Consider the following 26,635-nt stretch of genomic DNA (forward strand, 5'->3'; position numbering starts at 1 on the left):
TAAACGGGTCCCGGTGAGGAAAATCACAACAAATGAATAAAAAATTCGCCTGTATTGGCATTGTTGGCCACCCGCGTCACCCTTCAGCGCTGGCAACCCACGAGATGCTGTTCCACTGGCTGGTCGCCCGCGGCTATTCAGTGATGGTCGAACGCCAGATCGCCCATGATTTGGGGCTGAAAGACGCCGTGACCGGCAGCCTGGCGGATATCGGCCAGCGCGCCGATCTGGCGGTGGTGGTCGGCGGCGACGGCAACATGCTCGGCGCCGCGCGCGTGCTGGCGCGCTACGACATCAAGGTGATCGGGGTCAACCGCGGCAACCTCGGCTTCCTCACCGATCTCGATCCCGACAACGCCCTACAGCAGCTGGCGGACGTGCTGGAAGGCGAGTACATCGACGAACAGCGTTTCCTGCTGGAAACCATCGTGCATAAAGAGCACCAGCAGTGCCGCATCAGCACCGCCATCAACGAAGTGGTGCTGCACCCCGGCAAAGTGGCGCACATGATCGAATTCGAAGTGTACATCGACGATCGCTTCGCCTTCTCACAGCGCTCCGACGGCCTGATCATCGCCACGCCGACCGGCTCCACCGCCTACTCGCTCTCCGCCGGTGGGCCGATCCTCACCCCGTCGCTGGAGGCGATCGCGCTGGTGCCGATGTTCCCGCACACCCTTTCCGCCCGGCCGCTGGTGATCAACGGCGACAGCACCATCCGCCTGAAGTTTTCGCAGATCGGCAGCGATCTGGAGATCAGCTGCGACAGCCAGATCGCGCTGCCGATCCAGGAAGGCGAAGAAGTGCTGATCCGCCGCAGCGATTTCCACCTGAATTTGATTCACCCGAAGGACTACAGCTATTTCAATACGTTAAGCACCAAGCTGGGCTGGTCGAAAAAATTGTTCTAAAATCTGCGCCGGCCACTTTACTGTATATAAAACCAGTTTATACTGTATGAAACTACAGTTATGTGTTTATACACAGGAAGGTTCCCATGCTGGCGCAATTAACCATCAGCAACTTTGCTATCGTTCGTGAGTTGGAAATCGATTTTCAACCGGGTATGACGGCGATCACCGGTGAAACCGGCGCCGGCAAATCCATCGCCATCGATGCGCTGGGGCTGTGCCTCGGCAACCGCGCCGACGGCAACGTGGTGCGCCAGGGAGCCGCCCGCGCCGACCTCTGTGCCCGCTTCTCGCTGGCGGACACCCCGTCCGCGCGCGAATGGCTGGAGCAGAACCAGCTGGACGACAGCAACGAATGCCTGCTGCGGCGGGTGATCAACGCCGACGGCCGTTCGCGCGGCTTTATCAACGGCACCGCCGTGCCGCTGTCGCAGCTGCGCGAGCTGGGGCAGCGCCTGATTCAAATCCACGGTCAACACGCCCATCAGCTGCTGCTCAAACCGGAGCACCAGAAAGCGCTGCTCGACGCCTACGCCGACGAACCCGCCCTGCTGGCGGCGATGAGCCAGGCCTACCAACGATGGCACCAGAGCTGCCGCGAGCTGGCGCATCATCAGCAGCAGTCCATCGAGCGCGAAGCGCGCAAGCAGTTGCTGCAATACCAGTTGAAAGAGCTGAACGAATTCGCGCCGCAGGCCGGCGAGTTCGAGCAGACTGACGCCGAGTACAAGCGCCTGGCCAACAGCGGCCAGCTGCTGACCCTCAGCCAGCAGACGCTGCAGCTGCTGGCCGACAGCGACGAGAACAACATGCTCAGCCAGCTCTACAGCGCCAAGCACCTGCTGCTTGAACTGGCCGGGCTGGACGACAAGCTCGGCGGCCTGCTGGACATGCTGGAAGAGGCTTCTATCCAGATCAGCGAAGCCAGCGACGAGCTGCGCCACTACGCCGATCGCATGGATCTCGATCCCAACCGCCTGCACGAGCTGGAACAGCGCCTGTCGCGCCAAATCAGCCTGGCGCGCAAACATCAGGTCACGCCGGAAGAGCTGCCGCAGCTGCATCAGCAGTTGCTGGATGAACAGCAGCTGCTTTCACAGCAGGAAAGCGACCATGAACATCTGAACGAGGCGGTCACCCTGCATCACCAGCAGGCGCTGGCGCTGGCGGAGCAGCTGCATCAGAAACGCCTGCACTACGCGGCCGAGCTGACCACGCTCATTACCGACAGCATGCAGGCGCTCTCCATGCCGCACGGCAAGTTCCACATCGACGTGCGTTTCGAACCGCAGCATCTGAGCGCCGAAGGGGCCAGCCGCACCGAGTTCTGCGTCTCCACCAACCCGGGGCAGCCGCTGCAGCCGCTGGCGAAGGTCGCCTCCGGCGGTGAGCTGTCGCGCATCGCGCTGGCCATTCAGGTGATCACCGCCCGCAAGATGGAAACCCCGGCGCTGATCTTCGATGAGGTGGACGTGGGCATCAGCGGCCCGACCGCCGCCATCGTCGGCCGTCTGCTGCGCCAGCTCGGCGAATCCACCCAGGTGATGTGCGTCACTCACCTGCCGCAGGTGGCCGGATGCGGGCATCAGCACCTGTTCGTCAGCAAACAGACCGACGGCACGGTCACCGAAACCCAGATGGCGCCGCTGGATAAACGCGCCCGGCTGCAGGAGCTGGCACGCCTGCTCGGCGGCAGCGAAGTCACCCGCAATACGTTGGCGAACGCCAAAGAACTGCTGGCGGCATAAAAAAGCTCAACTTTTTCACTTTCCTGCGGTCTGACAGTGACGCTGTTGACCCGAAAGATATCTAAAGTGCGGCGCGGCGGTGATCTTAAGCCCCCTAAACGGCCTGAAACAGGCCAAGCGCTTGAGGTGCTGAAAGAAAGCCAACGCGTCGCAACGTGAAAGATGAAGGGTATAAAGGTTTCCAACTGCCGCAAGGTCTATTATCATCGGCATCCTATGCCCTAAAGGAATGTGATTACTATGCGCTGTAAAACGCTGACTGCCGCCGCTGTAGTTCTTGTGATGCTGACTGCAGGCTGTTCTACTTTTGAAAAGGTGGTTTATCGTCCTGACATCAACCAGGGGAACTACCTGACGTCGACCGACGTGGCGAAAATTCAGAAAGGGATGACCCAACAACAGGTCGCTTACACATTGGGTACCCCAATGCTGCAAGACCCGTTCGGAACTCAGACGTGGTTCTATGTGTTCCGCCAGCAGCCTGGCCATGAAGATATCACCCAGCAGACGCTGACGCTGACCTTCGACAGCGCAGGCGTGTTGACCGATATCCAGAACAAACCGGCGCTGACCAAGTAATCGGTGCCGCCCGCTCTTCCGGCCCATGAGGGGGCATGGTGTTCCTCATGACAGTCGCAGGCTGCAACGCGGAAGAGAAAATCAGTTTCAGATAAAAAAATAAGGCGCTCATAGCGCCTTATTTTTTTGCCTTTTCTGCCCGTTGCCGGCGCAGCTCTTTCGGATCGGCGAGCAACGGCCGGTAGATCTCCACCCGGTCGCCGTCGTTCAGCGTATCGCCCAGCTTGGCCGGGCGGCTGTAGATGCCGATTTTGTTGCTCTTGAGATCGATATCCTGGCGCAGCTCCAGCAGGCCGGAAGCCTGGATCGCCTGCTCGACGCTGCTGCCCTCGGCCAGCTTCACCTTGCGCAGGTACTGACGCTCCGGCAAGGCGTACACCACCTCGACCTGGATGTCAGACACTGTAGACCTCTTTCGCCCGCTGGGTGAATGCCTGCACCATGTTGCCCGCCAGCTCTTTGAACACCTTGCCGAACGCCAGCTCAATCAGTTTGTTGGTGAACTCGAAGTCCAGGTGCAGCTCCACCTTGCAGGCCTCTTCGCTCAGCGGCGTGAAGTGCCAGCCGCCCATCAGCTTGCGGAACGGGCCATCGACCAGCTGCATATTGATGCTCTGGTTATCCAGCAGCGTATTGCGCGTGGTGAAAGTCTTGCTTATACCGGCCTTGGCGACGTCCACCGCGGCGGTCATTTCGTTGGAGGTAGCGTTAAGCACCCGGCTACCGGTGCAGCCTGGCAGAAAATCGGGGTAAGAATGAACATCGTTAACCAACTGATACATCTGCTCGGCGCTGAACGGCACTAATGCAGACCGACTGATCTGGGGCATATCATTTCCTGTAAGACATAAAACGTACAGATAATACCATTTATCTGGCGGCAAACAAAAAATCTGCTAAGGGATGAGGGCGCCAAAAATGCGAAAAATTGCGCAGGTGCTGAACGGGAAAGGATTTCTTTCGCTGAAGCATCCAGTATAATGAACGCACTATGACAAAGAAAAAAGCACACAAACCCGGTTCCGCCACCATTGCTCAAAACAAGCGCGCGCGTTTCGAATACTTCATTGAAGAAGAGTTCGAGGCGGGCCTGTCGCTGCAAGGGTGGGAAGTTAAATCGCTGCGTGCAGGCAAAGCCAACCTCAGCGACAGCTACGTGACGTTCCGTGACGGTGAAGCCTATCTGTTTGGCGCCACCATCACCCCGCTCAACGTGGCTTCGTCGCATGTGGTGTGCGATCCGACGCGTACCCGTAAACTGCTGCTGAACCGACGCGAGCTGGATACCCTGCTCGGCCGCGTCAACCGCGACGGTTACACCGTGGTGGCCTTGTCCCTGTATTGGAAAAATGCCTGGAGCAAGATCAAGATCGGCGTAGCCAAAGGCAAGAAAGAGCACGACAAACGCGATGACATCAAAGATCGCGAATGGCAGACGGCGAAAGCCCGTATCATGAAGCACGCCAATCGTTAAGCCGCTGGCTTATCGAGGTAAACTTCTGGTATACTGCACAAAGTTACTTGGGGCTGATTCTGGATTCGACGGGATTTGCGAAGCCCTAGGAGCATGCCGAGGGGCGGTTGGCCTCGTAAAAAGCCGCAAAAAAATAGTCGCAAACGACGAAAACTACGCTTTAGCAGCTTAATACCCTGCTTAGAGCCCTCTCTCCCTAGCCTCCGCTCTTAGGACGGGGATCAAGAGAGGTCAAACCCAAAAGAGATCGCGTGGATGTCCTGCCTGGGGCTGAAGCGTTAAACTCAATCAGGCTAGTCTGTCAGTAGCGTGTCCATCCGCAGCTGGCCGGCGAATGTAAAGATTGGACTAAGCATGTAGTGCCGACGGTGTAGTAATTTCGGACGGGGGTTCAAATCCCCCCAGCTCCACCAAAATTCTCCATCGGTGATTACCAGAGTCATCCGATGAAGTCCTAAGAGCCCGCACGGCGCAAGCCCTGCGGGCTTTTTTGTGCCCTCAATTTGTCCCGCGAAGTCCGAAGAGAACTAATTAAATCCGAACCTTTTAGGCCCATTGATAGGCCCAACGAAAAGCTCTATTGTTTTCGTTGGGCCTAAACGCATGGAGACTCCCCATGGCAAGAAAAACCAAGCCGTTAACCGATACGGAAATCAAGCCGCCAAACCTAAAGATACCGATTACCAGCTGTATGATGGTGATGGGCTTACTCTGCTAATCAAGTCCAGCGGTAGTAAGCTCTGGCAATTCCGTTACTATCGGCCTCTAACCAAGCAGAGAACCAAACAGAGCTTCGGTGCCTACCCTGCCGTCTCGCTTTCTGATGCACGTAAACTCAGAGCCGAATCTAAAGTTTTATTGGCGAAAGACATTGATCCGCAGGAGCATCAGAAAGAACAGGTCAGAAATTCACAAGAGGCCAAAACCAACACTTTCTTGTTAGTCGCCGAACGTTGGTGGAATGTGAAGAAAGCCAGCGTAACAGAGGACTATGCCGACGATATCTGGCGCTCGCTTGAGAGAGATATTTTCCCGGCAATCGGTGATATCAGTGTCACTGAGATTAAGGCGCATACTCTGGTTAAAGCAGTTCAGCCGGTTCAGGCAAGAGGTGCATTAGAGACTGTTCGCCGCCTTTGTCAGCGTATTAACGAAGTCATGATTTATGCGCAGAACACAGGCTTGATTGATGCAGTTCCCAGCGTAAACATCGGGAAAGCGTTCGAGAAACCGCAGAAGAAAAACATGCCTAGTATCCGCCCGGATCAACTACCACAACTAATGCAGACTATGCGCACGGCAAGTATCAGCCTGTCCACACGATGCCTGTTCATGTGGCAGCTTCTCACCATTACCCGCCCTGCCGAAGCTGCTGAAGCTCGATGGGATGAGATCGATTTTGATGCTAGCGAATGGAAAATTCCTGCTGCTCGAATGAAGATGAACCGGGACCATACGGTTCCCTTATCTGATGGAGCGCTCGCTATTCTGGAAATGATGAGGCCTCTCAGTGGTGGCCGAGAGTTTATCTTTCCCAGTCGCATCAAACCAACCCAGCCAATGAACAGCCAAACAGTTAATGCCGCACTTAAGCGTGCTGGCTTAGGAGGCGTACTCGTATCACACGGTTTACGTTCTATCGCTAGTACGGCACTCAATGAGGAAGGATTTCCGCCTGATGTCATTGAAGCTGCACTGGCTCATGTAGACAAAAATGAGGTACGTCGCGCTTACAACCGCAGCGATTACCTTGAGCAACGTCGTCCGATGATGCAATGGTGGGCTGATTTCGTAATGGCTGCGGATCGTGGAAGTATGATTGATGGCGGGATAAAGGTGATACGACTGATAGCATAGCTGGAATTAGTAACACCAGTTAGGCTAGCATCAAAGCTCATACCAAATCTCTTGTTCTTTTGATTTCTTAGCTTAAAATAATCGGGCTTTCGTCTTAATCCTATTGCCATCAGCAAGGAGCTACCTAGTGCCAACTTACAAAGAATTAGCCGATGAATATGCAAAACGAATAGCTAGGCATAAAACCCCTCAAGAACGCGAGCGAGAACTTGAGAACATCAGGTTAGAGATTAGACGATTAACATCTGATGGCATTCCTCTCAGTGAGAAGCAGATCGCTCGCATGCTCAGAGAACTTAAAGGTTCTCTGAAAGAACTTGGTTTTGATGAAGGCATCCTTGCTTTAGAGCACTATAAGGGTGCCGAAGAATTATCAAAATCTTCATCAATAAGCAACGACGAGTTGCTTGCTCTAATGAGTATGGTTTCGCGGGGTCCGAAGAATTAATGACTAATGAGCACTTCAATTTCATAACCATAGGTATGTCTGTCTTAGCACTGCTCGTATCGGCATACTCAGCGTTTCAGTATCGTAATGCCAATAAAAATGCAGAAACAGCAAATACTAACGCTCAAAAAGCAATAGACATGCAAAAAACAGCCTTAAATTTGCAGGAAGCTGCTCTTGAAAGTGAAATTGCGAATACTATAGCAACAGCAACCAAAGAGGTAAGAGAGGCAGTATTAGCTTTATCTAATGTCCATGATTCCGCCCCTAACTACCCTATTGTCTATAAAAACTTCACTTCTGCACAAGAAGTTTGGCTGAACGCCCATGATCAGGCTTGCATGAGCTATCGAGAAAATAAATTAAACAAAGATACTTTCAAGAAGACCTATCATGTACCGATTAGAACTCTTTTTGAGGACAAGGACTTACAGCATTTCTTTAGCCCGGTCGATACTTCTAAATATCCATCTATCATTGCCGTTTATCGTGAGTGGGAAACATCTCAACGTTAAAATTAATGCAGGCCCGAATGAAAGAAGTCTTTCTGGCCTGCTTTAACATTCAATTTAAATATCAACCCCAGCTTACCTAAAGGTTTTATGCATTGTATGTTACGTGTAAAAAACATACTACATTTTATGTGTTTTCAATTTTTGATGATTTGGGAAATCATTTAAAGCCTCTTCAATTAACGAGGCTATAGTTATATTTTTACCTCCTCCTCCTTGTCGTAAGACACGTAATGCGGCAAACCAATTTGAGCGACCAGTCCCTGATAGTCGAAGCCGAGAAATATCACCACCGGAACGAACCCATATATCTTCATCTTGTGGCCCTGCGGGGTAAAGCTCGCAAAAAATCGTGACTAATTCATCCCCGCCATCTTGTTTTACGCTAGGAATCATTGCTTCAGATAGATTCTTAACTCCACCACGATCTAATGCTAATGGAAAATTATCCTCAAGATCGCTAGCCTTAAATATTGGATGTTGTCTCCCCTGTGCCGCTAAACGAACTTGCTCCGATACATAATTAAACAACTCAAATACCCTGATAAATCCATCACCATTACTACTTATTCCACCACGAAAAGCATTCAGCAAGTGCTCAGTAAACAGGCTATTACGAGCACCGTTGAATACGAGTGAATATTCAGAGGCACGTGATGAGGCAATTAATACACGACCAGTCCCCTCAGTCAATCTATCCAAAGATTTTTCAGTATATCCAAGAATAGCAGGTTTCCCCCCTGAACTTTTGAAACTTACTGATGCACCTGAGTGGCAAGCATCTATAAAAACAACAACCCTACTAGCTTGGATGCTTTTTAGTGCTAAAGAAAATTCCTGCTCAGACAATACACTCTCAACAAAATTATCCATGGAACAGTCAAAAGGAATTAGTGAACTCCATGCATCTGTCCCTTCATCTGAGCGAGCACCATGCCCAGAAAAGAAAATCACTACGGTATCGCCGGACTTAGCACGAGCAGCTAGCGCCTTCAGTTCCTTCCGTATCGCAAATAGCGTTGCATCACTGTCCAGCAATATGGCAACGTTTTGGATGCTAAAACCACACTTCGACGGAGAGGTTAGTGTCGAAAAAATATCTCTGCCATCATTGAGCACAGAGGAGGGCAATGGATTAACTTCAGGATAGTTAGCTATAGAAATAATAAGCGCGTGTCCTTGAGTAAAATTATTTTCCTCAACCTGCACGTTTTCCACCTGTTCGTTCATTTTATTCTCAATTCGTTTATTGAAATTTTTCTAAAAATACCAAGATGCCTGTAAAATTTTCACTTGCTCATTCTGAGGATAATCGTTAAGTATTTCTTCAAAAAGCCTCCTTACATGAGGACCACGCCCTCTCTGTAGATAATAAAGAGCTTCATGCCATCGAGTCCTACCCGATCCATACACCATCAAGTCAGCATCCTCCCCTCCTGAACGGTCCCAAAGACCCAAATCATTTGGTCCGTTTGGGTATAACCCAACCACAAGCTCTTCGAGTACGGCCCATCTATCATCTTTTGAATTTGATGATAATTTTAGAATAAATCGCCAAAATCTCCCAACCATGGTATTGCACACTATAAGAACAGGCTTGAGGTCATGACGCTCTTGACGAGTGAGTCTAATTAAGCTCTCTACAATTTGATGCCACCGTCGACTTAAAATGATGCGTCCTAATTCCTGCGCATCACCGCTTCGTAATGGTTGAGTTAATATATGTTTATTTAACAGATGCAGCATGTAAGTTTCTTCGATATTTGGTAAGACCTTTATAATACTTAAAAATTTACCAATATCAGTATTGTGACTGCACAACGTATCTTCCAAATTACCAGCAGCTAAAATAGCCATTTCGAGCGCACTATCTGGCGTATCGATATCTCCTTCCAGAGCACATCGAAGCCAACCATTAGCCGTTGCACGGAGGCAATTACCTCTGGCGTGTGCAGAAAGAAATGTCCAAACATCTGCACGCCTAGAAAATTTACTGAGATCTGCCAACGGAGTGGAAGAAAGTGTATCAATTAATTTTGTACTTGTTTCAGATCCATCTATTAAACTCTGGATAACTAAGGCAAATGCGCTGCATGGATCTTGAGGTCCTTTCCAAGCTTGAGGATTTATTGATAACGCATGACACCATATGTCTTGAACATATCTGGAAGTAAAATCTAGTGTTTGTAATAGAGCTGGTTTTTTCGCTATTCTCTCTGCTGCAATCTGAAGCAATCGAGCTTCATCAGGCTTAGCTAAAGCCAACTCTATTACTTCCATAGAGGCAGCTTTCCGCAATGCCGCACGCAAACCTTCTAATTCTGTTGCTTTAAGATCAACTGAAAGCTGACGAACGATTGCATCGAAAGGCTCAAGGCAAGCGCTCGCTGCAGCACCATGGATTTTCAGCCAGTTTTTACTTTCAGCCAAAGCCATTACGAAATTACCAGTATTAACGTCAAGAATCTGTGGCGCTGATTTAGCTATTTGATTCTCAAATGCATCGTCTATCGGCAGATACTTTGCTAGTTCTGTTAATACTTTTGAGCATAACTTGGCCCAACGCCAGAAGGCATTAGCTAATACGTCAGGAGATTCTTGCGAGCCGGAGATTAAGCCATTAATTATAGAAAGCCGCCAAGGTTCTACAGCAGCAGGAGTAACAAGCGCATCAGTAAGAATAGAAAGCATCCCCGTATCTTCTGAAGCTGCTAATGAATTAGTCACAGTCCAGTTTTTTAGGGCGTCCCATATCTTTGATGCATCTGGAAGCCCTACCATGCCGAGATTTCTTAATAATAAAACGTTTTCAATAGATGCTTCTGGCAAACGTAGGACAAGCCTATTTATAAATAGGCTTTTGCGAGCCAAACCTTGCTCAGGATTAGGAGAAAGTTTTTCCAAAATACGCAGTGCTGACACACATTCATCAAACTGTGGATTTATGCTTTCATCAATCTCATAAATACGCTGCAATAATGGGAGATCAGAAAAATGAAGTATTTGCGCTCCCACTTGCTCAGCCAACTTAACGACAGGAGCTGCTTCTGCTTCCCCATATAGGATCCCGGCAGCGAGGGAAGATGAATGAATAACATTTCCAACCACACGGTATGATGACCAGCGAGAGGCAAGAGAATTGGGTGTGCAGATAACTGATGGTGTAATCTCATCGATAATATCTTGCGGTCCGAAACTCAGCCGAAATGAAAATTTCGAACGCATTTCAGGCCATAAATGAACCCAAAGAGATGCTATCAATTCATCGAATTTCTGCAATCCAAATCTAACCACAGGCCCCCGCCCACGAGTTACTAACGCATCAGCAAGCGAAACCAATTCAGGAATGGTCTGTTGGGATTTCACTAAAGCAGGGAACTCGAGAACTTCAAGTACTTCCGGAAGTACAGGTTCGGTGAGCAACATTTCGAAAAGTGGGCTCAGATCAGGCAGGTTAATGATTTCTTCAAGCGGGACAATAACTGCATGTGAAAACACCATACCAGGTCGAGTTGCTGCTGGATCAGCAAATGTGCGAGCTAGAACATAGTATTTTCCATGTGGGAAACCACTCACAAAAGGGGACCAATTTACACCAAGGGGTGCTGCGTCAGGTAAATCTAAATATGAAGTCAGAGCGGAAATAATTGGAAGATCGGAACTTGATAAACGGAGGCCATGTCCTCCACGAGACTCACCATAAATAGCTTGCTCGACCTTCACGCCTTGACCTCTTTTACAGAACTATTATCTAACAACTGCTGTATAGGGAACGTTAGATCACTGGTTCTCTGCCCATCAGGAAGAACAATGTAACCAAATTGCTCAGGACCCCGTACTGAGTATTCCATATCTCTGTCCATACTAGTCAAGGATCGTTCAAGGGCTGACAAACCCAGTACCAAAGGCTCCTTCCAAGTGCTCTTTAGGAAATTGAAAAACATCGGAAGCCGTTCACGCAAAACTGCTTCTGGCTTCTCCTGAATATCTGTCCCTAATTCATCCCAACAGCTTAGAAGTACGCATATACGTGGGCTATCTAGACTAGTGGTTCTAATTGCGCCCCGAACGTAAAGTAATACTTGTAATAATTCTATCAACCGAGCTTGATCGGAAATCTGAATTTGATGATTTTCTTCGCCACTGCCACAGATATCATGTAGCGGTTTTGAAAAAATGTCATCGTTCGACCTTATTTGCTGTAATCGAACAAGTAATAACCACGCAGGAGAATTGATAACTCGGCCGCCCCAAGCTACGGGAACGCGTCGAGTTGTAGACATAGCTTTAATCTGCTCACCACCATAATCAGGCCAAACCAATTCGGCTTGCGTACCATTAGAGTCAGATATCGGCCAAATACTATCAATATAAAGTGTCGTAGGAGTATGGTCTGCTGACATTCCTTCATTCAGCTTTTCCATTGCACCTTCAAAAGGTTCCAGATTACTAGCAGCTCCATCCATACGTAACTGCCCATCCCCCTTCATTAGCCTTTTTAAAAGCTGTGCTCCGTAATGTGTCTTACCTACTCCTGATTCACCAATTAACAGAATCGAGTTTTCGTTTGTCATTATCTGGTACCAAACATAAACAGAGGGTCAGAAACAGAAGATTGGATTGGAGGTAAGCTAACAAAGTCACGCCGAATCTCTAATGTCCAATCGAGAAGGTCTTGAAGGCCACTTCTAATATCAGGGTCTCCCTCGGCATCAGCCTGAACACTTACAAAAAACTCTGGAGTATTCGGCATGAGATTAAACACTGTCTCTCGTACCATCGCTTCCATTTCAGGAGCAATTGAAATATCTGATTTAGTCCAGACAAGTGCAACAGGTCTGCTTCCAGCTTCAACAGAAAGGCGACGAGCTAGTAATTGAAATGAATTACGCGCACTTCCCATGTTTGGCCCGGATAGCGCACCTCGATCCGCAATTAATAGAAAAACATCAGCATACTTTGCTACCCAACGAGCCCCTTCCCCATCAACTGCTTCGCGATTGATAGCCCATTTCTGGAACCACTCTCCAGGAGCATCAGCAAAAAGGTAACCACAGTCCTTGCCAGTCAAATCTCTAAATCCAAGATGTAAGAGGCCAGGAGTGCGTCCCCCACGACTAGTTGTATGTGGAGGAAAGTTTGGTGGTTGTCCTGGGCTCCATCGGAGTGCATTTGCAACGGCTTCCCAGCCAGCGAAGGAATAAGATCCCGAGAAACACCGCTTACCAGCGCGAGCAAGACCTCGAGATAAAAGCAAGTACCAAGCAGCAAGCAATGTAGTTTTACCAGCATTCTGTGGTCCAACAATCCCAACCAGTAATGGTTTTTGACGTGCTGCCACAAATCCTAAATCCGTAAGCCCCAAGGCACTTCCTGACCATGGGAGCAATAACTCATTAGTTGCTAATTCCCCTCGGTGCCCTTCAGCACCGCTCTTTTTTTTCCAGGCCGAGCAGCAAGTATGATCCAAATGGCCTAAATCACATGTGCTATCTGGTGCGAAGCATGTCGTTCGCGAACAAGTTATCATTTGTCTTAACTCCCACGCTTCTTAGCCTTAGTAACACTTTGCGTAGCTTCAGCAGCTTGTAATTCGCGGAAGAACCAAGACGCCCATTCGGGTAAGGTCAGTGAGGTCCCTGCTGGAATACCGATCTTCTCACGCAAGCGCTCATCATCAAGGTCAGAACGAATGATATCTAATGAACCTAAAATGGGTCTACGTCCGTCATTAGCAGGCAGTAACTGAGACGCTACGTTGCGTAACTCACTCAATTTATCTGAACTAATTAACTCGCTTAGAAGGCTACGAACTGAAATTTGTTCATCGTTATCGATGCCAGGTAAGCTCAGTACTGTTTCGTAGAGGAAGGCAACAACACTTGCAGGAGAGAAAATAGGTACTTGTTGATGCAAATCATAAGCCATAAGCACAGCAGCGGTGGGCTTTGGCAATCTTCGATAGCTTATACGCGCTGAAGGGGAATAAAGAGTTTCTTTCCACCAAATCAGGTTTGTACGCCGCTGCAAACCTGACGTAGCTATACCCACTGACTTAATTGCATCTTCAACGTAATGTGTAATGGTCTGAGATAACTGAAGATAATCCGTAGATAGGTCAATTTTTCCCAGATTTGAATCCTCAATTGCGGTTTCAACTGCATTAGTGATTGCAAAGGCAGCTCTTGTCCCAAACTCAGTTACCCATGCTTGGTTTTGGCTATGTGGAGAAGCATTAGGATTACCATTAGTAGGGCCTGCATTCGTAGTTGGCCCTGCTGCTGCATGAAGTTCTTTCTCTAACAGTTGCTTATCAACACCAAACTCTGCCACAGTTATTTCGATTGGTGCTGGCGTCACGACTGGCATTGAGGAGACTTTTATTGACTGTGGGGTTGACCATTCATTCTCAGCACGTGCATCAACCCGCTGCTCGATATCTGCAACCACATCTACCCAGATTGATTGCTCGTTTGCAGCCTCCATATGAGGCAGTACGTTACGAGCTGATGATATAAAAGCTAGGCCAATTTTATCATCGCTTGATGCTTGGACGAGTGCTTCAAGCAAAATAGCTCTAATAACCGTCACTGGCGAGCCTGCAAACGTGTTTATGTAAGTAGGCCAACGCTTGATCAAAACCGCGGTAGCTTCCGTAATAACAGGATCATCAACTGGTGCCTGAGGATCGAATGCAATTAAGCAAAACGGAGTTGCCTTTTCGGGCGTTTTTTTTAAGATACCTGCAAGATCTCTTGCTGCATCCTGCAGTTTTTCTAATTTGGTATCATCGCTGTTAAGTTCCAGAAGACCTGCTTTAAGAAACCCCAGTAACACTTGATTACTCATATCGATTTCATCCCTTTTTATCCGCAGTAGTGCTAATGTTACTATAAGAAAAAAAATACACAACATACTGATGTAGAACAATAATCAACTCCGAAGATGAATCTACAACTCGAAGCATTTTCTCTATTGTATTTGTGATAATTGGCTCGGAATACGTATTCTCTTAAAGCACCTTCTTAAAAGCAGCTTTCACATTTTCATCCTCTGCTAGCCACCGAAGCACTGTGCGTTCCAACTCGTGATAGATTAGTATAGGTTTTCACCTTTTATTGTTTGTGCCTCAATAAAAGGCCACAACTCATCCTCAATACAATCAAACACTTAGAATCAACCTCTCTAGCCCAAGTCTAAGCAAACACCCAAGCAAGGTTGATCACATGAACAAAATAGCATCAGCAAGCAACACTCGCTCGAATTTCGTCAGGAAGCTCTCTGAAAATATCGGTATGATCACTGCCGCTCGTAAACTCAGTCAGTATGAATCACAACTCTATACCTAACATTATAAGCAACAGTAGGCTTTCTCCAGCTTTGAACGGGAGAAGTTCGGCTTCATGTAATTTTCTTGGCAACTGCTTTTGATGATGATTGTCGTCTGTCAAGCCACTCCCGTTAGCCCTGCTGCTGACGGACTTTAACTTTTGCCTGGTACAATTGTCCAACCGTCAAATCGGTGATCACAGGGCTCGTTATTCATTGCCTTCACCACGCAGCTCTTTCGGGTTGTCATCGAGGACGTTATAACCGGGTTCAGTTGCGAGCTGACGTGCGGGGTGCCGAGGTGAACCTTCTCTTTCTGCCGCTCATCCTGCAGACGCAACTCATATTGCGCCGGTGTGCGCAGGATATTGCGCTTGTAATTCACACTGGTGACGGGGTCAGGGGTGTCGTGAGTCGTGTAGCGCAAAGGCGATGAACGGTTTATACGGATGGCCGCCGTCAAACATCACGAAGATTTCAGTACCCACCAGCAGCCGTCGTAGGTGTCCCCGGCGTAAGGCCGGGCCAGACGTACCCACGGGCTTTCATATCCCGGCTTCCAGCTTACAAGGTCGAAGTCGAACTTAACTCGGTAACGGCCCGTCTTGTCGATATGGCTATAAATATCATTGCTGGTGAAGCTGGTAAACCGCCGTACTGTTGGTCAGAAAGTCAGAGCTGGAAGGTTCTTTCTCGAATGAAGGGGTATTAAGCAGATACATCACGTTTTTACTCACCGGAGACCATCAGCAACTAGCAACACTGTTTCAGCAGTCTGTCCTGCAAGTCACGCTGACTGAGCTGGACAATGGCTGGTTGACTGACAGGCTAAAGGAGGTACTGAGCCTGGTCGATGTGAAGACGCTCGATCACCTGGTTGTCGGTCAGGATGGCATTGTGTCGTTTGCAGAACGAGGTTGGATATGAAAATCATCAGTAAACGCCAGGCCATGGCCTTGTACCGACAGCATCCAGACTCCCGACTGTTTCGCTTCTGTACCGGCAAATATAAATGGTCTGGCAGCATCTGCCATTATGCTGGCCGGGAAGTTCAGGACATATGCGGCGTTCTGGCCGTGTTTGCTGAACGTCGTCAGGACCACAATGGCCTTTATGTCATTCTTCGAAGTGTCACTCTCAATTAATCCTTCCCTTTAATCAGGAACAATAATGAACAATCACTCAGAATCCGGCACCAGGCCGGAGAATCCCGCCATCCAGCAGTGGGGACTGAGGCGCGATATAACACCGTGTTTTGGCGCACGTCTGGTACAGGAAGGCAACCGACTGCACTATCTGGCTGACCGAGCAGAATTTAGCGGGGCGTTCACCGATGATGTTGCAATGCGCCTTGACCAGGCATTTCCGCTCATGATGAAACAACTTGAACTGATGCTGACCAGTGGAGAGCTTAACACTCACCACCAGCACCGCGTTACGCTACACCACAACGGCCTCACCTGCGAAGCCGACACACTCGCCTCCTGTGGCTATGTCTACATTGCTATCTATCCTGAGCAGACTGAGCCGCAGTAACCCCCTGCTTATTCCCTTAACATCACAGAGTAAACATCATGCAAACCATATCATCACACCCGACGCGGGCGACTCAGCCCTGCCTGTCACCCGTTGAAATCTGGCAGTTGCTGCTAACTCATCTGTTATCGCAGCACTATGGCCTGACGCTGAATGACACACCATTCAGCAATGGCTCCACCATCCAGGAACATATTGATGCTGGAATATCGCTCAGTGATGCAGTGAACTTTCTGGTAGAAAAATACGGGCTTGTGCGTATCGATCGGAAAGGATTTTCGTGGCAAGAACAAACCCCATATCTTTCCGTAGTGGATATTTTGCGAGCAAGGCGCTCTACCGGCTTGCTAAAAACCAACGTGAAATAAACACATGAATACAGAGCAGACTGAAGGAAAGCAAAATGCTAATCTCACAAACGAAGAGACTCCTACTGTAACCCCACCTCCCCTGCAAAAAACCTGACATTTTCTTTTAGGACCAACAATGGGACCAAAATGAAAATTGAACTGAATATTATCAAATACTAAACAACAAGTTACACAACCAATTCAGACTCCCCAGTGCAGATAGACCCGGCGATAATAGCGAAAAAGCCCACAACTTCGGTTGCGGGCTTTTTTGTGTCTGTTCGTCACCAACGTGTCAAAGCGAGTTCCAGTCCGGCAGCCTGTTCGCCTTTTTCCGCCTGTAGTGGAAAAGCGCCATAAAAAAGCCAAACAACAGGCCGGCGGCGAGGCTTAATGTCAGGGCCTCTTCACCGGTATATCCCTGATTTTTCCATACCATGAACCACATCAGCACGCCCCACAGCGGGCCAAACCAAATGCCGAAGAACAGCATATTCAGCCAGAAAGGCGCAAACGGCGGCGGTGGCATATTCACATCCATTCGCCACAGCAGGCGCAAGATTGGCGGCGCATAGTTGCTCCGCCACATCTTCTTTTCCTCCATCAGCGCTATCGCCTTGTCCCTTCGTTGTTCAAACGTCATCGTTCGCTTCCTTTCAGTGGAAATTGCCTATCTGGTGAGATGATACGCGCTTAAGCCCTATTCCCAAATATCCGGCATGCCCGCAGGCATGCCGGACGCTACCTCACCGCCCCTCTTTCTCCCCCAGGAAGAAATACCACAGCGGAATGGAAAGCAGCAGGGTGAACACCAGCGTATACAGCAGCACCATCAGGCTCTGCATGATCACCATCTGTGCGCTCCAGTCACCGAACGGCAGCTGAAACTGTTCGACGGTGCCGCCGAGGATCGCCCGGCCCATCACGCAGCCGACCGCCACCGCCACTGTCGCCACCGCCGCGCGGAACTTGCGCACCTCGGCGCGGCGGGCGGCCGCTTCCGGCGTTTCGTCCTGAAGGCCTTGCCGCTGCACGCGCCAGCGCCACACGTCCGCCAGCAGCAACGCCGCGAGGCTCACGCCCATTACCGGCAGGCAATAACCCAGTACGGCTGCAACCAGCAGCGTGACGACGCGTGCCGGCAGGGAAAGCGCCAGCCAGGCGGCAACCAGCGTATGCACCGGATGCTGCGCCCCCGCCGCCGGGCGGCGGCTCCACCACATGCGGTAACCCAGCGCAATCATCAGGCACAGCCCGAGGCCGAACGCCGCCAGCAGCAGCTGATTCGGCAAGCCGAACAGAATGCCCATGTGGGCGTCGATGCCCCAGCGGGTCAGCTTGGCGATGAGTGGGAAGGTGTCGAACCGCACCTGATCGATGACGGCGAAGCTTTGCGGCGCGATGGCGACCGCGTCCACCTGCGTCGGCCAGCTGCGATCCACTTCGGTCACCGTCCAGGCTTTGCCCTCGCCTTTCGGCTGGCGCAGCTCGACCTTGGCGGCGTCGATCCCGGCGGCGCGCGCAGCGTGCAGCGCCCGATCCCAATCACCGTTCAACGCATTGGCCTGCGCGGCAGGGCCCATCTTCATGCCCGGCATCATCCCGCGGTGCTCGGCGTGCGGATCGGCCGGCGTCTGCGGCGCATCGGCCTGCAGGCTGGTGTTGACCTGCGGCGTCAGCCAGCCCAGGTTGGCCCGCAGTGCGTCGATGTTGCTGCCGGCCCACTGCGACCAGGTCAACCCGGTAGCCGAGAAGAACAGCAGCCCGGCCAGCAGCGCCACGCCCAGCGTGATATGCCAATGGCGGCTGGCGGCGAAGCCCCCTTTTGCCCTTTTCAGCTTGCGCTTCGGCCGCGTCGCCAGCCACAGCGCCACGCCACCCAGCGCGGCCACCCACAGCCAGGAGACCGCCAGCTCGCTGTAGTTGCGCCCCAGGTCGCCGAGCAACAGGCTGCTGTGCAGCTTGTCCAGCCAGGTGCGCAGCGGCAGCACGCCGGAGGTGCCGTACACCGTCATATCGCCCTTGATCGCCAGGGTATAAGGGTCGACAAACAGCGCGCGCGACTCAGAAGCGCCCAGATCGGCGCCCGCGAACTGTACGCGCGTGGTGTCCATTGCGCCGGGCGCCGGACGCACGGCGTAAATGCGCGCCTCGTCACCCACCGCGCGGCGGGCGGCGGCGATCTGGTCAGCCAGCGATCTCGCCTGCCCGTGCGGTTCGGTGAAAAGCGCATCGCGATACAGCGCCTCTTCAAGCTGCGGCGTCAGCACATACAGCGTGCCGGTCAATGCAGCGACCAGAATAAAAGGAGCGACCAGCAGGCCGATATAAAAATGCAGCCGTCTGATCAGGTTCAGCATCGCGCCACGCGGCGATGCGGCAGGTGGAGTTTTGGTTATTGAAGACATGGCCTTTCTCGTTTTTCAAACTGTGCGCGCAGGCAAACCGTCCGCAGCGATACGGACGGCGTTACCCATGATCAAGCAATAGGGAAAAACGGTTGGCCGGGCGGCCCGCGCGGGCTCGGCCGCAGAGTAAGGCGCCGAAGGGGCGGAGAAACGATGCGCGGCGCGCAAGGCAGGCGCGCGATGCGCGCCATCAGCCACAGCAGCGGGACGAATGCCCACAGCAGCAGCGGCACGTGGATCAGCAGCTCGCAATAGCCGCAGAAAATCATCTCCGCAGGATCCATGCCGTGGTGGCCGGCATGCTCGGCGGCGGGCATCGCCATCGCGTGCATGTCGTGCGGCATGGCGGCGTCCGGTTGCGCCATGCCGCCCATCATCGGGTGGTGCATCAGCGATTTCGACACCACCGGCGCCACAAACAGCAACAGCACCGCCATAATGGCGATGCAGGCGGTAAAGCGTTGCTGTAGCTGGCGTGACACTCTCATCGCGGCGGCGAATTAACCCGGTCGGTGGCGAACAAGCGGCCAGTGTAACCCGCGATGCGCGATGAGGTGAAAGAAAAGTCAGGTTTGTCTTACGCGCCCCCGACGGCGGCGATCACAGCACCCGCGAATAGACCCGCGAGGCTTCGCCCCAGGGGTGATACCCGAGCCCGTTATAAACGAAGCCGTTGCGCTCGTAGTAGCCCTCCAGATCGGTGCACAGGTGCAGCTGCGGGAAGCCCAACCGGCGGGTTTCCGCCGCCACATGCTCAATCAGTTTGGCGCCGTAGCCCCGGCCGCGCTGCGTTTCCTCTACGTAGAGCGCACACAGCCAGGGATACAGCTCGCCACGGCTGATAAAGTCGTTGGTGATGAGCCCCGCACAGCCGAGGATCTGGTCATTTTCCATCAGCAGGTACCACTGCGGCAGCGGGTTGGCGGCGCCGAGGCTGCAGTTGATGGCGTCTTCATACATCATCAACGTCTCTGCCGTGGCCCAGTGCCGCTGAAAATACGCAATGGCGCGCGGCGCCAGCTCGGGCGCTTGCCGCACCGAAATCATGTCCATCGTCATTCCCGTTATTCATGTTGTCAGCGTAGAATTATGCAGCAATATGCAGGGTATGGCAGCGGCATTCCGCCGCCGTCATTCACTAAGGAGTCATCATGACGCAAAACATCTATGACAATCAGGCTTTCTTCGACGGCTATGCGCAGCTCAGCCGCTCGCAGCACGGCCTGGACTGCGCGCCGGAATGGCCCGCCATCCGCCGCATCCTGCCGGATTTGCAGGGAAAAAGTGTGGTCGATCTCGGCTGCGGCTACGGCTGGTTTTGCCGCAGCGCGCGCGAACAGGGCGCCGCCGACGTGCTGGGATTGGACGTCTCGGAAAAGATGCTGGCCAAGGCGCGGGAGATGACCGCCGACGCGGGCATCGAGTACCGTCGGCAGGATTTGGCGCAGCTGCAGCTGCCGCCGGAAAGTTACGATCTGGTCTACAGCTCGCTGACGCTGCACTACCTCGAGGATTTGCCCGCGCTGTTCGCCACGGTGTACGCCGCACTGAAACCCGGCGGGCAGTTCATCTTCACCGCCGAGCACCCGATCTACACCGCCCCGGCGCAGCAGGGCTGGCTGACCGACGGCAACGGGCAGAAATCCTGGCCGGTCAACGGTTACCAGCGAGAAGGCCAGCGCGTTTCCAACTGGCTGGCGGAAGGCGTCATCAAGCAGCACCGCACGCTCGGCGGCTATATCAACCCGCTGGCGCAGCAAGGGTTTATCATCCAGCATTTGAACGAATGGGGCCCCAGCGCGCAGCAAATCGCCGCTAATCCGGCGCTGGGCGAAGAGCAGGAGCGCCCGATGATCTTCATTCTCGCCGCCCGCAAACCCGCCTGATTGATCCACAGTAAACCGTTCACACCACCACAGTTGGGGAGGCCGCCTCCCCCCAACGGCTATTATGCCGGCAACGCCACCCCGTGCGCCGCGAAGTGCGTCAGCGCCTCACCTTCCATACGATATCGCACCCACTCGCCCTGCGGCTGCGCGCCGATGCTGAGGTAGAAATCGATGGCCGGTTGGTTCCAGTCCAGCACGCTCCACTCCAGGCGACCGCACTGCCGTTCGCACGCCAGCTGGGCGATGTGCCGCAGCAGCTTTTTACCGGCGCCCGCGCCGCGATGCTTCGGCGCCACGTACAGGTCTTCCAGATAGATGCCGTTTTTACCCAGCCAGGTGGAGTAACTCATAAAGAACACCGCATAACCCGCCGGCTCGCCGTTTACCGTACAAATCAACGCTTCGGAACAGGCGCCCGGCCCAAACAGGCTGCGTTCGATATCTTCCACGCTGGCCAGCACCTGCTCGCGCGCCTTTTCGTACACTGCCAGCTCGATAATCATATCCAGAATCAGTTTGGCGTCGCTTTTTTGCGCCGGATAAATCTCAATGGTCATGGCAAATCCTGAGTGTGTTAATGACTGTGCTTGCCAGCATATCGCGCCTCAAATACTGTATGAACTGCATTTTCATCAACAGGTAATGAATATCATGCATCTGGATTTGAAGCGTCTCGATCTCAACCTGCTGCTGGTGTTCGAAGCGGTCTATCGGCTGCGATCGGTGACGCGCGCCGCGGCGGAGCTGGCCCTCAGCGCGTCGGCGCTGAGCCACGCGCTGATCCGGCTGCGCAAGGCGCTGGCGGACGAGCTGTTCTACCGGGTCGGTAACGACATGCACCCGACGGTGTATGCCGACAGCCTGGCTCCGACCGTCAGCGAAAGTCTGGCGCTGCTGGCCAAAGGGCTGCATCCGCGCCCGCGCTTCGTCCCCGCCGAAAGCCGGGAGAGCTTCACCTTCGCCATTACCGATTACACCGCCTTCGCGGTGTTTCCCGCGCTGATGGCGCAGATGCAGCGCCTGGCGCCCGGGCTGTCGTTTCAGCTGCGCTATTCCGAGCGCAAGGTGGCGCTGAACGATCTGCTGGCGGGGCGCATCGACTTCGCGCTGGGCTTTACCGAAACTGACGGCGAAAGCTACCCGGAGATCGACGAGGTGAACTGGCTGGAGGATGAGTATGTGGCGATTTGTTCACCCGCCTTCAGCATAAAATACGGCGAACTGACGCTGGAAAACTACCTGCGGGCGCGCCATCTGGTGGTGACGCCGTGGAACGAACAGCGCGGCGTCATTGACTACCAGCTCGATAAGCTGGGGCTGCAGCGCGATATCGCCATCCGCACGCCTTCGCTGCTGGGGGCACCGTTCATCGTCGCCGACAGCGAACTGGTGATGAGTATGCCGCGTTACGCCGCGCAAAAATTACGGCAGGCGGTGGCGCTGGATATCCACCCCCTGCCGTTTCCGGTGCCGCCGTATCAGATCAAAATCTACCTGCACCGCAAGAACGGCCGGCCGGAGGCCTGCCGCTGGTTGCGGCAACAGCTGCAGGCGCTGGCGACGTTATAACGCGGGTTCGCCGATCGGCAGATACCCCTGCCACAGCGGCCGGGCCGGTTTGCCGTGCGGGTTGGCCCGCAGATGCACGTGGTAGCCCTGCAGCGCGTGCAGCAGCAGGCAGTCGTCCACCTCGGCCAGGTCATCCTTGTGCTGCTGCGCACTGTCCGTTAGCAGCACCCGTTTGGCTTTCTCCTTCGCCTCGTCGGCGGAACGCGCCACAAACAGGCCGAACTGGTGCAACTCCGCCAGCTCATCGCTGCGGTAGCCGCCAACGTTGACGAAAAACAGCTTCTCTTCACCGGCGAACGGCGCAGGCTCCAGGCTCACGTCGTAACCGTCCGCCCAGTCGATGCGCGCATAGCCGTCGACATGCACCTTGCGCTTATCGCCGAACCACTTTTCACGCAGCAGCGGATACGCCTCTTCCGGCCGATCCGCCGCCGCGAACTGCACGTCGTGCAACTCAATATTGGCGCCCGGCGCCGTACCGCCCACATAAAACATCAATAATCCCGGCATGTTAGTCTGCTCTCCTTAGTGATAATCGCTGTATAATTTAATACATAACGAAACACCTGCCAACGGCGGCGCCATTCTGTGTTATCAATAGATGAGGTTTAATCTGTTGTGGAGGAACGCATGGCATTCAATATCGGTGATTTTGTACAACGCACCACCGGCGGCCCAAAGATGACCGTGGTAGCGATCGACGGCGAAACCCTGGTTTGCAGCTGGAATGAACTGGGTAAAGAGCAGCGCACGGAAGTGCAGGCCAGCGACGTGGCGCTGTACCACGAAGACGGCGATTTCGGCGTCTGCTGAATGACCGGGGCGCGCCGCGCCCCGTTATCGCTTCAGGCGCGAATGTCCTGATAGGCTGGGGTGGTATCGAACTCATGCTTGGCGAACGGGCATAGCGGAATGATTTTACGCTGCTCCGCACGCATTTTCTCCACCACCAGCGCCACCAGCTTTTTACCGATGCCCTGCCCCTTCAATGACTCATCCACCCAGGTGTGATCGATAATGGTCAGTTTGTCGCCGCTCGGCACGAAAGAGATCTCAGCGATCAGCTTGCCTTGCTCATCATTGATATAAAAACGCTTCTCGTCTGCCAGTATTTTATGTTCCATATTATTTCTCCCTATATTTAAGTGCGCCGCTGGGGCAGGTGTCGATAACGCGTTTCACCTCGGCCGGCTCGGCATTGTCCGGCATAATCCACGGGTGGCGATTCAGGGTGAATATAGCCGCGTTGCCACGCACGCAGTTGGCGGAATGGCGGCATATCGCGCTGTTAAAATAAACGTCAATCTTGTCGCCGGAATAACGGCGGTAACCGGCGGCGGTCAATTCCTCATCCATCTTGGCCTCACATTGCCTGTTTTATTGTTTTGCTCCAGGCTCAAGTATAGGCAATGCCGCCGGCTTCACCACGCGTCTCGCTCACCGAAAAAAGTGGCGCAACCGCCCGCCGCCGCTAGAAAAAAACGTAAATTGTTCTAATATTTAATCAGCAAGACAACATCATTCCGACAGTGGCTAAGGAGTTCGAAATGGGTGATAGCTCAAAAGACGGCGTAATTCTGCTGTCCCGCATATTACTGATGGTTCTGTTTATCATTTTCGGCTGGATGAAACTGGTCAACTTCGGTGCGACCGTCACGGCGATGGAAGGCTATGGCACGCCGATGCCTTATTTGGCAGCGATCGTTGCCGTGGTGGTGGAGTTTATTTTCGGCATCGCGCTTATTCTCGGTCTGTTTACTCGCCCTATCGCGGTCATTTTCGCCCTGTACGTGTTGGGCACCGCGTTTATCGGCCATCCGTTCTGGAAAATGACCGGCATGGAAATGATGGGCAATGAAATCAACTTCTTTAAAAACATCAGCATCATTGGCGGCTTGCTGTTGCTGGCGGTAACCGGCGCCGGCCGTTATTCGCTGGACTATAAAATATTTAATAAATAATTCATCGATGGCCGGCGATATTCGCCGGCCATTTTATTTCGGCTATCCTTTCAACGGCTGCGCTTGGCGTGGCGCTCAAAGTTTTCTGCCTTGGCCTGCGCTGATTTACGCAGCGTGACATAGCAGGCACCCTCGCCGCCGTCGCGCGGTAAGGCGCGGCAAAACGCCTGTACCTGTTCAAACTGTGCCAGCCACTTGGCGAGGTAACTGCGCACGATATTCGGATGGCTTTCGTTCTGCCGCCCGCGGCCGTGCACGATCAGCAGCGAACGCAGATTTTGCGCCTCCGCCTGCATAATGAAACGGAACAGCGCCTGCCGGCTGGCTTCAACCGGCTGACGCAGCAGGTTCAGCGACGCCTGCGGCGGGTAACGCCCGTTGCGCAGTTTGTCCAGCACGCCCTGCTGAATGCCTTCCCCTTTGAACTCCAGCGGCTGTTCACAGGGGATCACCTCGAGAAAATCGGTGCTGAGGAAGTTTTCCTGCCGCAGCCGCTGCGCTTCGCGCCGCGCGCTTTTGTCCACCGCCGCCTGCGGCTTGAGGTACAGCGTCTGCCGTCCGCTCTCCAGCGGCACCACGTCCGCCATCGCCTGTTCAAAAAAGTCTTTTTCCTGCTCGCTCATGTTCCACCTCTCTTGAACGGCAGCCTTTACGGCTGGGAATGGGGTCGATTGTAAGACGCCTTGGCGCGGTTGCAAGCCGGGAATTGTCAGCGGCATTTGTCTCATTTGTCGTCAACGGGTGAGCTTGCGAACAGTTTTCGCTATACTGCTAAGCCATCATTGAGTGCCGCAAAGGATCGAGCCCATGACAATGCGCGAGCTGGAAATCCAGTTTCAAAATGCGATGAATGAGTTGCAGAGCAGCTTCGAACGGCAACACCGCGAATGGCAGCAGAGCTACCAGGCGCTGCAGCAACTGCTGGAAGAAGCCAAACAGCGCGAAGCCGCGCTGCGGGCGCAGAATGAACAACTGGCGCGCAAACTGAGCACCGCCAGTTCGGTGCCGGAACAGCATGCGCTAGTCAAGCAGATCAAAATGCTCGGCGCCCATCTGGACGCGCTGGCCAAAGACGCGGCCACCTTCAATCACCACCTGCGCCAACAGAGCGCGGTCGGTAATTTCAGCGGCGAACAGCATTGATAGCGGGCGCTGTCGCACAGCGCCTCCCGCCCCTCTTCTGGCGTATTGAGAGTGTAATAAAGCCTAAATGACCTGGATCATCCTCGCCGCCCTGATCGTCGTATTCATTATCGGTTACCGCATCTTGACGTCCGACACCCGCAAAGCCATCGATTCGCTGGCCCATCTGCTGAGGGTCAAGCCGATGCTGATCGAATCGATGATCCAGGAAATGGGCGGCCGCCAAAGCCAGACCTTTATCCGCATGCTGAACAACGGCTACACCGAAGAGATGCACCAGGCGGCTTATCTGCTGTTCATCTACCTGACGTTTATCAAACAGGCGGACGACGAGCAGATTGCCCTGTGGCGTGACGTGCTGCTGCGCGCCGGGCTGTCACCGGAGCTACACGCCGAGCACACCGAAGCGGCGCTGTTTTACTTCGCCGAGCTGGATATTGATGCGTTTGAACTGGCGCAATTCCGCCGCGCCTACAACGAGCGTTTCAACCGCGAAGCGTTGGCCCACGGCTGATAGCGTCCCCCGGGTCGGGGGACCGATTACAGGAACATGCTGTAAAGGTAGCGCGAAAGCGCTTCGCGCGAGCTGAAGCCGTGTGCGATGCCGTAGCGCTGGTTCGGGGTGTCGCTGCTTAAATCCAGGGGAAACTCCAGATACTGCTCGCTGAAGCGCACCGGGGAGGTCGGCGTGGCGAAATGCACGCTTCTCTCTTTCAGCGCCGGGTGGATCACCAACGCGGTTCTGCCCATCCGCGCTTCGCGATTCACATACACGTAGTGTGCGCCCTTGCGGTAACCATAGGCCTGATCGGTGACATAATCACGCTCAAAGCCGGTATTCTCCAACACTTTAGCCACTTCATCCGGCCGTAAATACATCGATTCCTCCTCTCATTCTGGACCGCTGAGCGACCTTACCGT

Annotated in this window: 32 protein-coding genes, 1 other RNA gene and 2 pseudogenes; 18 read left to right on the forward strand and 17 right to left on the reverse strand. The window is 53.1% G+C overall.

Annotation, left to right across the window (positions count from 1 at the left end; translation table 11 throughout):
• Positions 1-32: 32 nt before the first annotated feature.
• From nadK to bamE, 3 genes are all read left to right on the forward strand, one after another.
• Positions 33-911: an NAD(+) kinase gene (gene nadK / locus ACJ8J4_RS19415; protein ID WP_019452304.1), complete on the forward strand. Its 879-nt coding sequence runs from the start codon at positions 33-35 to the stop codon at positions 909-911.
• 86 nt (positions 912-997) lie between these two features.
• Positions 998-2,659: a DNA repair protein RecN gene (recN, locus tag ACJ8J4_RS19420; protein ID WP_197836392.1), complete on the forward strand. Its 1,662-nt coding sequence runs from the start codon at positions 998-1,000 to the stop codon at positions 2,657-2,659.
• A 240-nt stretch (positions 2,660-2,899) separates the two neighbouring features.
• A complete protein-coding gene (bamE, locus tag ACJ8J4_RS19425) occupies positions 2,900-3,238 on the forward strand; it encodes an outer membrane protein assembly factor BamE (RefSeq protein ID WP_004929101.1) in 339 nt (112 codons plus the stop codon).
• 118 nt (positions 3,239-3,356) lie between these two features.
• Here bamE and ACJ8J4_RS19430 read toward each other — a convergent pair whose 3' ends face one another.
• Positions 3,357-3,641, reverse strand: coding sequence for an RnfH family protein (locus ACJ8J4_RS19430; RefSeq protein WP_039568596.1), 285 nt, complete (start codon positions 3,639-3,641; stop codon positions 3,357-3,359).
• The gene (locus ACJ8J4_RS19435; protein WP_197811334.1) at positions 3,634-4,068 is read right to left on the reverse strand and encodes a type II toxin-antitoxin system RatA family toxin; all 435 of its coding nucleotides are present in this window, start codon (positions 4,066-4,068) and stop codon (positions 3,634-3,636) included. The genes ACJ8J4_RS19430 and ACJ8J4_RS19435 overlap by 8 nt, the downstream gene beginning before the upstream one ends.
• Before the next feature lie 161 nt (positions 4,069-4,229).
• Between ACJ8J4_RS19435 and smpB the strand changes: the two genes are divergently transcribed.
• The 5 genes and pseudogenes from smpB to ACJ8J4_RS19460 all read left to right on the forward strand — a co-directional run bounded on the left by smpB (position 4,230) and on the right by ACJ8J4_RS19460 (position 7,532).
• Positions 4,230-4,712 (forward strand): SsrA-binding protein SmpB, encoded by a 483-nt coding sequence (gene smpB, locus ACJ8J4_RS19440; RefSeq protein ID WP_016929804.1) that lies wholly within the window; start codon positions 4,230-4,232, stop codon positions 4,710-4,712.
• A 49-nt stretch (positions 4,713-4,761) separates the two neighbouring features.
• Positions 4,762-5,125: a transfer-messenger RNA gene (ssrA, locus tag ACJ8J4_RS19445) on the forward strand.
• Between the two features lie 203 nt (positions 5,126-5,328).
• A pseudogene (locus ACJ8J4_RS19450) lies at positions 5,329-6,569 on the forward strand (integrase).
• Positions 6,570-6,696: 127 nt separating this feature from the next.
• Positions 6,697-7,017 (forward strand): hypothetical protein, encoded by a 321-nt coding sequence (locus ACJ8J4_RS19455; protein WP_264383720.1) that lies wholly within the window; start codon positions 6,697-6,699, stop codon positions 7,015-7,017.
• Positions 7,017-7,532, forward strand: a complete 516-nt coding sequence (locus ACJ8J4_RS19460; RefSeq protein ID WP_264383721.1) for a hypothetical protein — start codon at positions 7,017-7,019, stop codon at positions 7,530-7,532. The genes ACJ8J4_RS19455 and ACJ8J4_RS19460 overlap by 1 nt, the downstream gene beginning before the upstream one ends.
• 117 nt (positions 7,533-7,649) lie before the next feature.
• Here the strand turns inward: ACJ8J4_RS19460 and ACJ8J4_RS19465 are convergent, their stop codons facing one another.
• From ACJ8J4_RS19465 to ACJ8J4_RS19485, 5 genes are all read right to left on the reverse strand, one after another.
• A complete protein-coding gene (locus tag ACJ8J4_RS19465) occupies positions 7,650-8,759 on the reverse strand; it encodes a caspase family protein (RefSeq protein ID WP_442516099.1) in 1,110 nt (369 codons plus the stop codon).
• A gap of 30 nt (positions 8,760-8,789) precedes the next feature.
• The gene (locus tag ACJ8J4_RS19470; RefSeq protein ID WP_442516100.1) at positions 8,790-11,252 is read right to left on the reverse strand and encodes a GAP1-N1 domain-containing protein; all 2,463 of its coding nucleotides are present in this window, start codon (positions 11,250-11,252) and stop codon (positions 8,790-8,792) included.
• The gene (locus ACJ8J4_RS19475; RefSeq protein WP_264383724.1) at positions 11,249-12,103 is read right to left on the reverse strand and encodes a hypothetical protein; all 855 of its coding nucleotides are present in this window, start codon (positions 12,101-12,103) and stop codon (positions 11,249-11,251) included. Before ACJ8J4_RS19475 ends, ACJ8J4_RS19470 begins: the two co-directional genes overlap by 4 nt.
• Positions 12,103-12,870, reverse strand: coding sequence for a TRAFAC clade GTPase domain-containing protein (locus ACJ8J4_RS19480; protein WP_442516101.1), 768 nt, complete (start codon positions 12,868-12,870; stop codon positions 12,103-12,105). Before ACJ8J4_RS19480 ends, ACJ8J4_RS19475 begins: the two co-directional genes overlap by 1 nt.
• A gap of 194 nt (positions 12,871-13,064) precedes the next feature.
• On the reverse strand, positions 13,065-14,378 hold the full coding sequence (locus ACJ8J4_RS19485; protein WP_264383726.1) for a GTPase-associated system all-helical protein GASH: 1,314 nt from the start codon (positions 14,376-14,378) through the stop codon (positions 13,065-13,067).
• A gap of 1,296 nt (positions 14,379-15,674) precedes the next feature.
• On the opposite strand from ACJ8J4_RS19485, the pseudogene ACJ8J4_RS19490 reads away from it, so the two are divergent.
• The 4 genes and pseudogenes from ACJ8J4_RS19490 to ACJ8J4_RS19505 form a co-directional block, all read left to right on the forward strand.
• A pseudogene (locus tag ACJ8J4_RS19490) lies at positions 15,675-15,785 on the forward strand (JAB domain-containing protein); the annotation flags it as partial.
• The gene (locus tag ACJ8J4_RS19495) at positions 15,782-16,003 is read left to right on the forward strand and encodes a DUF987 domain-containing protein (protein WP_264383727.1); all 222 of its coding nucleotides are present in this window, start codon (positions 15,782-15,784) and stop codon (positions 16,001-16,003) included. The pseudogene ACJ8J4_RS19490 and the gene ACJ8J4_RS19495, both read left to right, overlap by 4 nt.
• Positions 16,004-16,028: 25 nt before the next feature.
• The gene (locus ACJ8J4_RS19500) at positions 16,029-16,394 is read left to right on the forward strand and encodes a type IV toxin-antitoxin system YeeU family antitoxin (protein WP_264383728.1); all 366 of its coding nucleotides are present in this window, start codon (positions 16,029-16,031) and stop codon (positions 16,392-16,394) included.
• Positions 16,395-16,432: 38 nt separating this feature from the next.
• Positions 16,433-16,762 carry a toxin gene (locus ACJ8J4_RS19505; protein WP_264383729.1) on the forward strand — a complete coding sequence of 110 codons (330 nt, stop codon included), beginning with the start codon at positions 16,433-16,435 and terminating at the stop codon, positions 16,760-16,762.
• Positions 16,763-17,039: 277 nt separating this feature from the next.
• Here the strand turns inward: ACJ8J4_RS19505 and ACJ8J4_RS19510 are convergent, their stop codons facing one another.
• From ACJ8J4_RS19510 to ACJ8J4_RS19525, 4 genes are all read right to left on the reverse strand, one after another.
• Complete coding sequence (locus tag ACJ8J4_RS19510) at positions 17,040-17,387, reverse strand: DUF6404 family protein (protein ID WP_043138333.1); 348 nt, start codon at positions 17,385-17,387, stop codon at positions 17,040-17,042.
• 103 nt (positions 17,388-17,490) lie between these two features.
• Positions 17,491-19,152 (reverse strand): DUF2534 family protein, encoded by a 1,662-nt coding sequence (locus tag ACJ8J4_RS19515; protein WP_264383730.1) that lies wholly within the window; start codon positions 19,150-19,152, stop codon positions 17,491-17,493.
• A gap of 71 nt (positions 19,153-19,223) precedes the next feature.
• Positions 19,224-19,640, reverse strand: a complete 417-nt coding sequence (locus ACJ8J4_RS19520) for a DUF2946 domain-containing protein (protein WP_239534984.1) — start codon at positions 19,638-19,640, stop codon at positions 19,224-19,226.
• Between the two features lie 112 nt (positions 19,641-19,752).
• Complete coding sequence (locus ACJ8J4_RS19525; protein WP_080352605.1) at positions 19,753-20,205, reverse strand: GNAT family N-acetyltransferase; 453 nt, start codon at positions 20,203-20,205, stop codon at positions 19,753-19,755.
• Positions 20,206-20,303: 98 nt separating this feature from the next.
• On the opposite strand from ACJ8J4_RS19525, the gene ACJ8J4_RS19530 reads away from it, so the two are divergent.
• Positions 20,304-21,038, forward strand: coding sequence for a class I SAM-dependent methyltransferase (locus tag ACJ8J4_RS19530; protein ID WP_264383731.1), 735 nt, complete (start codon positions 20,304-20,306; stop codon positions 21,036-21,038).
• Positions 21,039-21,100: 62 nt separating this feature from the next.
• Here ACJ8J4_RS19530 and ACJ8J4_RS19535 read toward each other — a convergent pair whose 3' ends face one another.
• Entirely contained in the window at positions 21,101-21,598 is a 498-nt protein-coding gene (locus ACJ8J4_RS19535) for a GNAT family N-acetyltransferase (RefSeq protein WP_141967070.1), read from the reverse strand.
• 85 nt (positions 21,599-21,683) lie between these two features.
• Here ACJ8J4_RS19535 and ACJ8J4_RS19540 point away from each other — a divergent pair, with 85 nt between their 5' ends.
• Entirely contained in the window at positions 21,684-22,610 is a 927-nt protein-coding gene (locus tag ACJ8J4_RS19540) for a LysR substrate-binding domain-containing protein (RefSeq protein WP_049209584.1), read from the forward strand.
• Here ACJ8J4_RS19540 and ACJ8J4_RS19545 read toward each other — a convergent pair.
• Positions 22,605-23,120, reverse strand: a complete 516-nt coding sequence (locus ACJ8J4_RS19545) for a DUF1543 domain-containing protein (RefSeq protein WP_049209585.1) — start codon at positions 23,118-23,120, stop codon at positions 22,605-22,607. The two genes, ACJ8J4_RS19540 and ACJ8J4_RS19545, sit on opposite strands and share 6 nt — an antisense overlap.
• A 120-nt stretch (positions 23,121-23,240) precedes the next feature.
• Here ACJ8J4_RS19545 and ACJ8J4_RS19550 point away from each other — a divergent pair, with 120 nt between their 5' ends.
• Positions 23,241-23,423 carry a YodC family protein gene (locus ACJ8J4_RS19550; protein WP_025303973.1) on the forward strand — a complete coding sequence of 61 codons (183 nt, stop codon included), beginning with the start codon at positions 23,241-23,243 and terminating at the stop codon, positions 23,421-23,423.
• 32 nt (positions 23,424-23,455) lie between these two features.
• Here ACJ8J4_RS19550 and ACJ8J4_RS19555 read toward each other — a convergent pair whose 3' ends face one another.
• Positions 23,456-23,734, reverse strand: a complete 279-nt coding sequence (locus tag ACJ8J4_RS19555; protein WP_049209586.1) for a GNAT family N-acetyltransferase — start codon at positions 23,732-23,734, stop codon at positions 23,456-23,458.
• 1 nt (position 23,735) lies between these two features.
• A complete protein-coding gene (locus ACJ8J4_RS19560; RefSeq protein ID WP_264383732.1) occupies positions 23,736-23,966 on the reverse strand; it encodes a (4Fe-4S)-binding protein in 231 nt (76 codons plus the stop codon).
• Positions 23,967-24,157: 191 nt separating this feature from the next.
• Between ACJ8J4_RS19560 and ACJ8J4_RS19565 the strand changes: the two genes are divergently transcribed.
• The gene (locus ACJ8J4_RS19565) at positions 24,158-24,571 is read left to right on the forward strand and encodes a DoxX family protein (RefSeq protein ID WP_016929826.1); all 414 of its coding nucleotides are present in this window, start codon (positions 24,158-24,160) and stop codon (positions 24,569-24,571) included.
• A 50-nt stretch (positions 24,572-24,621) separates the two neighbouring features.
• Here ACJ8J4_RS19565 and smrA read toward each other — a convergent pair whose 3' ends face one another.
• Positions 24,622-25,194, reverse strand: coding sequence for a DNA endonuclease SmrA (smrA, locus tag ACJ8J4_RS19570; protein ID WP_049209588.1), 573 nt, complete (start codon positions 25,192-25,194; stop codon positions 24,622-24,624).
• Positions 25,195-25,378: 184 nt separating this feature from the next.
• Between smrA and ACJ8J4_RS19575 the strand changes: the two genes are divergently transcribed.
• Positions 25,379-25,714, forward strand: a complete 336-nt coding sequence (locus ACJ8J4_RS19575) for an MbeD/MobD family mobilization/exclusion protein (RefSeq protein WP_004928976.1) — start codon at positions 25,379-25,381, stop codon at positions 25,712-25,714.
• 67 nt (positions 25,715-25,781) lie between these two features.
• Positions 25,782-26,228, forward strand: coding sequence for a DUF1198 family protein (locus ACJ8J4_RS19580; RefSeq protein WP_025303978.1), 447 nt, complete (start codon positions 25,782-25,784; stop codon positions 26,226-26,228).
• Between the two features lie 26 nt (positions 26,229-26,254).
• Here the strand turns inward: ACJ8J4_RS19580 and ACJ8J4_RS19585 are convergent, their stop codons facing one another.
• On the reverse strand, positions 26,255-26,593 hold the full coding sequence (locus ACJ8J4_RS19585) for a DUF2002 family protein (RefSeq protein WP_025303979.1): 339 nt from the start codon (positions 26,591-26,593) through the stop codon (positions 26,255-26,257).
• Positions 26,594-26,635: the final 42 nt, after the last annotated feature.

Origin of the sequence: Serratia sp. CY47280 (assembly GCF_052168655.1) — a bacterium.
In the GTDB taxonomy this organism is placed as follows: Bacteria; Pseudomonadota; Gammaproteobacteria; order Enterobacterales; family Enterobacteriaceae; genus Serratia; species Serratia bockelmannii.